General features: G+C 72.5%; 8 protein-coding genes. 3 read left to right on the forward strand and 5 right to left on the reverse strand.

Annotated elements, in window-relative coordinates; genetic code table 11:
* Positions 1 to 855: MFS transporter (locus tag AOK24_RS06005; RefSeq protein WP_159051800.1), on the forward strand; the 855-nt coding region annotated here is incomplete at its 5' end.
* Here AOK24_RS06005 and AOK24_RS06010 read toward each other — a convergent pair.
* From AOK24_RS06010 to AOK24_RS06025, 4 genes are read right to left on the reverse strand one after another with little or no spacing between them, the layout of a single operon-like run.
* Complete coding sequence (locus AOK24_RS06010; protein ID WP_055719007.1) at positions 836 to 1,279, reverse strand: GNAT family N-acetyltransferase; 444 nt, start codon at positions 1,277 to 1,279, stop codon at positions 836 to 838. The genes AOK24_RS06005 and AOK24_RS06010 overlap by 20 nt on opposite strands.
* A 56-nt stretch (positions 1,280 to 1,335) precedes the next feature.
* Positions 1,336 to 2,340, reverse strand: coding sequence for a Gfo/Idh/MocA family protein (locus AOK24_RS06015; RefSeq protein ID WP_055719008.1), 1,005 nt, complete (start codon positions 2,338 to 2,340; stop codon positions 1,336 to 1,338).
* A 48-nt stretch (positions 2,341 to 2,388) separates the two neighbouring features.
* Positions 2,389 to 3,156 carry an SDR family oxidoreductase gene (locus tag AOK24_RS06020; protein ID WP_055719009.1) on the reverse strand — a complete coding sequence of 256 codons (768 nt, stop codon included), beginning with the start codon at positions 3,154 to 3,156 and terminating at the stop codon, positions 2,389 to 2,391.
* 10 nt (positions 3,157 to 3,166) lie between these two features.
* A complete protein-coding gene (locus AOK24_RS06025; protein WP_055719010.1) occupies positions 3,167 to 4,327 on the reverse strand; it encodes a phytanoyl-CoA dioxygenase family protein in 1,161 nt (386 codons plus the stop codon).
* A 149-nt stretch (positions 4,328 to 4,476) separates the two neighbouring features.
* Between AOK24_RS06025 and AOK24_RS06030 the strand changes: the two genes are divergently transcribed.
* Positions 4,477 to 5,502 (forward strand): LacI family DNA-binding transcriptional regulator, encoded by a 1,026-nt coding sequence (locus AOK24_RS06030; protein WP_055719011.1) that lies wholly within the window; start codon positions 4,477 to 4,479, stop codon positions 5,500 to 5,502.
* A 50-nt stretch (positions 5,503 to 5,552) separates the two neighbouring features.
* Here AOK24_RS06030 and AOK24_RS06035 read toward each other — a convergent pair whose 3' ends face one another.
* Positions 5,553 to 6,725 carry a Gfo/Idh/MocA family protein gene (locus tag AOK24_RS06035; protein WP_079056691.1) on the reverse strand — a complete coding sequence of 391 codons (1,173 nt, stop codon included), beginning with the start codon at positions 6,723 to 6,725 and terminating at the stop codon, positions 5,553 to 5,555.
* A 157-nt stretch (positions 6,726 to 6,882) separates the two neighbouring features.
* On the opposite strand from AOK24_RS06035, the gene AOK24_RS06040 reads away from it, so the two are divergent.
* A partial coding sequence (locus AOK24_RS06040; RefSeq protein ID WP_055719012.1) for a LacI family DNA-binding transcriptional regulator occupies positions 6,883 to 7,675 on the forward strand: 793 nt, incomplete at its 3' end.

Below are 7,675 nucleotides of genomic sequence, written 5' to 3' on the forward strand. Positions count from 1 at the left end.
GGGCGGGGCGGGCGCGTGGATCTTCCGAGCGTCGTGACGTCCGCCGCCGGGATTCTGCTGAGCGTCCATGCCGTCAAGCGGTTCGCCGCCGAAGGGCCGGACGCGGTCGGCGCGTTCACCGGAGCCGTGGGCGTCCTGCTTCTGGTCAGCTTCGTGCGGCGCCAACTCCGCCTGGACGAACCGCTGATCGACGTCCGGCTGTTCCGGGACCGGGTCTTCGCGGTCGCCGCCGTCACCGGGTTCCTGCCGCTGGCCGCGTGGTCCGCGTCCGCCTATCTCGGCGGGGTGTACCTTCAGCGGGTTCTTGAACTCACCGTCATGGAGGCGGCGTTGACCGCGCTCCCGGGGGCGGTCGTCCTGACGGTGACCTGTGTCGTCACTCCGGGGGTCGTGCACCGGATCGGGACTCGGGCGGCGCTCGTCGCCTGCCACTTCCTCGTCGCGGCAGGGGTGTTGACGCTGGCCGTCACCGGGGTGAGCGGTGGCCTCGGGTGGTACGTGGCGGCCACGGCCGTCGCCGGTGTCGGGTACGGGATCTCCTTCAGCGTCGTCGCCGATACGGCTGTCGCCGCCGTCCCCGTCTCGCACGCCGGCTCGGCAGCCGCGATCGCCGAGACCGCCAACGAGATCGGCAACGCCCTCGGCATCGCCCTGCTCGGATCGCTGGCCGCGTTCGTGTACCGGCTTGAGGGGGAGGGTGAACTCTCCGACTCCGCGCCCGGGTTGGCGCCCGGCGCGAAGGCGGCCTTCGTCGCCGGGTTCCATGTCGCGGTCGTCGTGGCGGGGTTGCTCCACGTCGCCCTCGGCGTGTTCGCGCTGCGGCGGCTTCCCCGGGTCAGGAGAGCGGGCGCGTGAACACGGCCATGGGCTCGCCGGGTCCGTTGTAGTCCTCGACCACCGCCACCTCGAACCCCAGCGCCCGGTGGAACGCGATCGACCCCGTGTTGCCCGTGCTGGTGATCGCCTTCAGCCGTACGGCACCTCGCGCCCGAGCCGCCTCGCTGAACGCCCCGTACAGCGCCCGCCCGAGCCCTGTCCCCCTCGCGTCGTCCCGCACGGCGACGACACGGACGTACCCGGTGCCTGTCGGCGTGACGAAGCCGAGCAGGTAGCCGTGGATGCCGTTCGCCGCGCGGGCCACGAGGCAGGTCTCCGGGAACTCCTGGACCAGGGCGCGGAGATGGAGTGCGCGGAGGTCACGCTCGCCCCAGTAGCGGGGGTGGTCGGCGAGGGCTTCCTGGAGGTCGGTGAGGCGGGCGGGGGTGATGGGAGTGGGCATGGGGAGAGGATGGCAGAGGAGGCGTTCGTGCCGTACGGCGCCTCGCGTGTCGCGCCTCAGGCCCCCCGTACCTCCGCGATCGTCACCGGGCGGTGCTCGTGCAGGGACAGTGTGCACGCGTCCGCGATCCAGCCCGCTTCCAGGGCGTCCTCGATCGTGCAGGGGGACGGGCGGGTGCCCGCAACGACCTCGGTGAAGGCGGTCAGTTCGGCGCGGTAGGCCTCGGTGAAGCGGTCCATGAAGAAGTCGTGCGGGGTGCCGGCGGGGAAGGTGACGTCGGGTTCCACGGAGCGGAGGGGGAGTTTGTCCTCCAGGCCGACCGCGATGGAGTCGGTGAAGCCGTGGATCTCCATGCGGACGTCGTAACCGCGGCCGTTGTGGCGGGAGTTGGAGACGACGGCGATGGTGCCGTCGTCGAGGGTGAGGACCGCGCCCGTCGTGTCGGCGTCGTTCGCGGCCTTGATGTAGTCGGCGCCCCGGTTGCCGCCGACGGCGTAGACCTCGGTGACCTCGCGGCCGGTCACCCAGCGGATGATGTCGAAGTCGTGGACGGAGCAGTCGCGGAAGATGCCGCCGGACCCGGCGACGTACGCGGCGGGCGGCGGGGCCGGGTCGAGGGTCGTGGAGCGGACCGTGTGGAGGGTGCCGAGTTCACCGGCCTGGACGGCCGCGCGCGCCGCGACGAAACCGGCGTCGAAACGGCGGTTGTAACCGATCTGGATGGGTACGCCGCTGCCCTGGACGGCCTTGAGGACCTCGACCCCCTCGGCCATCGTCTTCGCGACCGGCTTCTCGCAGAAGACGGGGATGCCCGCCTCGACGCCCGCGCGGATCAGCGCCGGGTGCGCGTCGGTCGCGGCGGCCACGACGATGCCGTCCACGCCCGCCGCGAGCAGCGCCTCGGGCGAGTCGACGACCTCCCCGCCGAACTTCTCGGCGGCGGCCTTCGCGGCATCGGCGAACGGGTCGGTGAGGACGAGGGAGTCGACGGCGTCGAGTCCGGAGAGGGTCTCGGCGTGGAAGGCGCCGATGCGGCCGAGGCCGAGGATTCCGATGCGCATGGGGGTGCAGCTCCTAGAGGGGGTGGTGCGAAGAGATGACAAGAAGGTCTAGTCGAGGCCGCCGAGCACGTTCTGGTCCCAGTCGATCACCGAACCGGTCACCACGCCCGACCGGTCGGACAGCAGCAGGACCACGAAGTCGGCGATCTCGTCGGGCTGGCCCAGCTTGCCCATCGGCAGCTTCGCGGACGCCTCCGCGAGCCACCCGTCCTCGGCCCCGTGGAAGGCCCGCTGGGTCGCGTCCTCGCCCTCCGTGGCCGTCCAGCCGATGTTCAGCCCGTTGATGCGGACCCGGTCCCAGCGGTGCGCGTGCGCGGCGTTGCGGGTGAGCCCGACGAGCCCCGCCTTGGCGGCGACGTACGGCGCGAGGAACGGCTGACCCCCGTGCGCCGACGAGGTGATGATGTTGACGACCGTCCCCGGCTCGCCGCGCGACACCATGTCGGCGACGGCCGCCTGCATCGCGAAGAACGGCCCCTTGAGGTTGACCGCGATGTGCGCGTCGAACAGCTCGGGCGTCGTGTCGAGGAGCGTCCCGCGCGAGGTGAGGCCCGCCGAGTTGACGAGGCAGTCGATACGGCCGTACGTGTCGACGACCGTCCGCACGGCGGCCTTGGCCTGCTCGGCGTCGGCGAGGTCGGCGCGGATGTACAGCGCGCCGGACCCCAGCTCGGCCACCAGCGCCTCGCCCGCCTCCGGGCGGCGGCCGGTCACCGCGACCCGCGCGCCCTCGCGCACGGCCGCCCGTGCGATCGCCGCCCCCACGCCCTGGCTGCCGCCGTTGACGAGGACGACCTTGTCCTTGAGGAGTGTCATGCCGGTCCTTTCAGCTCTCGCGCCGTACGGCACCGGCGCGCAGCGCGTCGCGCAGGGCACGGGTGGTCCAGCCCTCGGCGAGCGCGCGCCGCACGACGTCGGCCTGCGAGGGCGGGGCCATGCCGTCGACCGGGGGATCGCGGTCGAGGTTGGTGGGGAAGGCGTAGCCCTCGGCGCTCGCGGCGATCACCCGCTCGACCCACGCCGGGTCGTCGGCGTGCTGGAGGAGCGCCGGGTAGACGGCGTTCGAGATCGCCTCCCGGTCGACGGTCTCCATGGCCCGCCCGAACGCCGACGACACCTGGAGGAGGTTCGCGACCCGCCGTACGTCGAGCGTGCGGTTGGTGCCGGCCGCGTGGAACACCGCCGGGTTGAAGAACACCGCGTCCCCCTTGCCCATCGGCAGCTGGACGTGCCGCTCCTTGAAGTACGCCTGGAACTCCGGCCGGTGCCACGCCAGATACCCGGGGGTGTATCTCTGCGAGTACGGCAGGTACAGCGTCGGCCCCGACTCCACCGGCATGTCGCAGTGCGCGACCGCGCCCTGGAGGGTGAGGACGGGCGACAGGCGGTGGACGTGCTCGGGGTACGCGGCGACCGCCTCGGCCGACAGGAACCCCAGGTGGTAGTCGCGGTGCGCGGTCTGCGCCGCCCCGCCCGGGTTGACGACGTTGACCTGCGAGGTGATCTGGTAGCCGGGCCCCAGCCAGGCGCCGGAGACCAGCGCGACGACGGGGTTGGCGTAGTAGTCGGCGAACGCGGGCGGGTCGTACAGGGCCGCCTTCTCCAGCGCGTTCCACACGCGCTCGTTGGCGCCCGGCTTCGCGAAGTGGTCGCCCGCGGGGGCCTCCGCCGCGCGCTGCTCGTTGATGAGCGCCTCGAACACCGAGGTCAGCCGGTCGACGACGGCCAGGTCGGGGAAGGCGCGGCGGAACAGGACGACGCCGGGGCCGTCGGTGAACGCGCGCACCAGCTCGGGGCCCTCGGGGAGGTCCTCGCTGTCGTACACGAGGACGTTGCCCTCGACCGCACGCGCGCGCGGGTAGTCGGCCAGGTCGGTGGTGCGCTCGACGAGCGCGCGGAAGGCGTCCAGGTCGCAGTCCTGGTCGGTCAGCCAGGCGGCAGACGCGGGAGCTTCAGGAGCCTCAGGAGCTTCGGAACTGAAGGACATCCTCGTCCTTTCGGTGCACAGGAGGGCGACTCGGGACACGTGGTACTGCGGCTCTGTCATTCTTGTCAGCACAAACCCCTCGAACAACCGGCAGCAGGCCATCAAAAACCCCTCAAGAACCGGCGCCGGTGAGGTCTTAGGAGTCAGCTGTGGGCCACCCCTTCCCGATCCGCGAGATCGCCCGCCAGGCGGGGCTCAGCGAGGCCACCGTCGACCGCGTCCTCAACGGCCGCGGCGGCGTGCGCGCCTCCACCGAGCAGGAGGTACGGCGGGCCATCGCCGACCTCGACCGCCAGCGCACGCAGGTCCGGCTGGTCGGGCGGACCTTCATGCTGGACATCGTCATGCAGGCGCCGGAACGGTTCACGACGGCCGTACGCGCCGCCCTGGAGGCCGAACTCCCCGCCCTGCACCCGGCGGTCCTGCGCTCCCGTTTCCACTTCCGTGAGACCGGCCCGGCGCGCGAGACGGTCACCGCCCTGGAGCGCATCGCCCGGCGCGGCTCCCAGGGCGTCATCCTCAAGGCCCCCGACGCGCCCGAGGTCACCGACGCCGTCGGCCGCCTCGTCGACGCGGGCATCCCCGTCGTCACCCTCGTCACCGACCTGCCCGCGAGCGCGCGCCTGGCCTATGTCGGCATCGACAACCGCGCCGCCGGTGCCACGGCCGCCTACCTGATGGGGCAGTGGCTCGGCGAACGGCCCGGGAACGTCCTGACCAGCATCAGCAGCGGGTCGTTCCGCAACGAGGAGGAACGCGAGATGGGGTTCCGCAGCGTGATGCGGGCACGCCATCCCGCGCGCGTGCTCGTCGAGATCACCGAGGGGCAGGGGCTGGACGCGACGCAGTACGACCTGGTGCGGGCCGCGCTGGAGCGGGACGCGGAGATCCGCGCCGTGTACTCCATCGGCGGCGGCAACAACGCGACGCTCCGGGCGTTCGCGGACCTCGGGCGGGAGTGCGCGGTGTTCGTCGCGCACGACCTCGACCAGGACAACACGCGGCTGCTGCGGGAGCAGCGGATCTCCGCCGTGCTGCATCACGATCTGCGGCAGGACATGCGGGACGCGTGCCAGACGGTGATGCGCGCGCACGGGGCGCTGCCGCCGGCGGGGGCGGTGGTGGCGTCGGCGATCCAGGTCGTGACGCCGTACAACATGCCGGTGGGGAGGTGAACGGCGGTCTGTAGGCGATCTGTAGGGAGGGCCGATTGGCTCTTGTCGGATTATCGGCGCATGTCGTCGTCCGGCTCCACGTCCACCCACCCCCGGTTCTCCGCCGACCGCGCCATCGCGTCCAGGACGGTCGCACTGCGCACGGCATCCGCGAGGGTCGTGCCGTACGGCGTCCCCTCCGCCACCGACCGGAGGAAACGGTACGCCTCGATGACCTTCAGATCGTCGTACCCCATCGCGTTCGCCGCCCCCGGCTGGAACGCCGCGAACTCGCCGTCCCCGGGGCCGACGTACACCGTGCTGACGGGCTGGTCCTGGTACGACGTACCGACGCTCACGCGCAGCTCGTTCATGCGGCGGAAGTCCCAGAGGACGGCGCCCTGCGTGCCGTGGATCTCGAAGCCGTAGTTGTTCTGCTCGCCGACGGACACCCGGCACGCTTCGAGCACCCCGCGCGCGCCCGAGGCGAAGCGCAGGAGGCAGCTGACGTAGTCCTCGTTCTCGACGGGCCCGAGGACGCCGCCCGAGGCGAGCGCGTGCCCTGACGTCGCGCCCGTGGGACGCGCCCGCTCGGGGACGAACACGGCCGTGTCGGCGGTCAGTGAGACGATGTCGCCCAGCAGGAAGCGCGCCAGGTCGGCGCCGTGCGAGGCGAGGTCGCCCAGCACCCCGCTGCCGCCGCGCTCGCGCTCGTACCGCCAGGTGAGGGCGCCGTCCGGGTGGGCCGCGTAGTCGCTGAAGAGCCGTACGCGCGCGTGGGTGACGTTTCCGAGCGCGCCGGAGGCGATGAGGTTCCGCGCCTTCTCGACGGCCGGTGCGTTGCGGTAGTTGAAACCGACCGTCCCCTGGACGCCCGCCCCGGCGACCGCGTCGGCCACCGCGCGCGCGTCGCGCGAGGTGAGCCCGACCGGCTTCTCGATCCAGATGTGCTTGCCGGCCTCGGCCATCGCCACGCCGATCTCGCGGTGCAGGAAGTTCGGGGCGGTGATGCTCACCGCGTGCACGCGCGGGTCGTCGGCGATGTCCCGCCAGTCCCGGGTGGCGGCGGCGAACCCGTACCGGTCGGCGGCCTCCCGCGCGCGCCCGGGGACCTCCTCGGCGACGGCCACCAGGCGCGGGCGCACGGTCAGGCCGGGGAAGTGGTGCGGTACGCGCGCGTACGCCTGTGTGTGGACGCGGCCCATCCAGCCGAATCCGATGACGGCGATACCCAGGTCGGTCACGGCAACCCCTTTGTTTGGACCGGTCCACAGACTGTCCGGGCCACCCTGAGGCCGACGCGGCGGAGCTGTCAACGGGGTGGCGGCGGTGAGGTGCGGGAATGTGGTCCGGCCTGTCGGCGGCTTTGACAACGCGTCGGGCGAATGGAACGGTCCACGCATGAGACCGCCCACCATCCGTGACGTCGCCGACCGGGCCGGGGTGTCCAAGTCGCTGGTCTCCCTCGTGCTGCGCGGCGCGCCCCAGGTCCGGCCCGAGAAGCGCGAAGCCGTGCTCGCGGCGATGCGCGACCTCGGCTACCGGCCCAACGCCGCCGCGCGCAGCCTCAGCGAACAGCGCACGCGGACGGTCGGGGTGCTGCTGAACGACCTGCGCAATCCCTGGTACGTCGATCTGCTCGACGGGCTCAACTCGCTGCTGCACGCGAGCGGGCTGCACATGCTCCTCGCCGACGCGCGGCTGAACCGGCGGGTCGGACAGGACCTCGCGGACCCGTTCCTGGCCCTTCAGACGGACGGACTCGTCGTCGTCGGGACTTTCCCCGAGGGGACCGCTCTCGACGCCGTGGCGGGCCGTATGCCGGTCGTCGTGGCCGGTGCGCGGGAGGCGGTGCCGGCCGGGGTGGACGTCGTCGCCGCCGACGACGAGAAGGGGGCGCGGCTCGCGACCGAGCACCTGCTGTCGCTCGGGCACCGGCGGATCGCACATGTCGCCGGGTACGGGGCCGTGGGGGAGCTGCGGCGGGAGGGGTACGAGGCGGCCATGCGTGCGCGCGGGGTCGATCCCGTGGGGCTCGGGCTCGTCGAGGCGAGCGACATGACCGAGGAGGGCGGGTACCGGGCGACCGTGCGGCTGCTGAGCCGCGCCGAGCGGCCCACCGCCGTGTTCGCCGTCAACGACATCGCCTGTGTGGGGGCGTTGTCGGCCGCCGAGGAGATGGGGGTGCGGGTGC

It is taken from the genome of Streptomyces niveiscabiei, from assembly GCF_001419795.1.
Taxonomy (GTDB): Bacteria; Actinomycetota; Actinomycetes; order Streptomycetales; family Streptomycetaceae; genus Streptomyces; species Streptomyces niveiscabiei.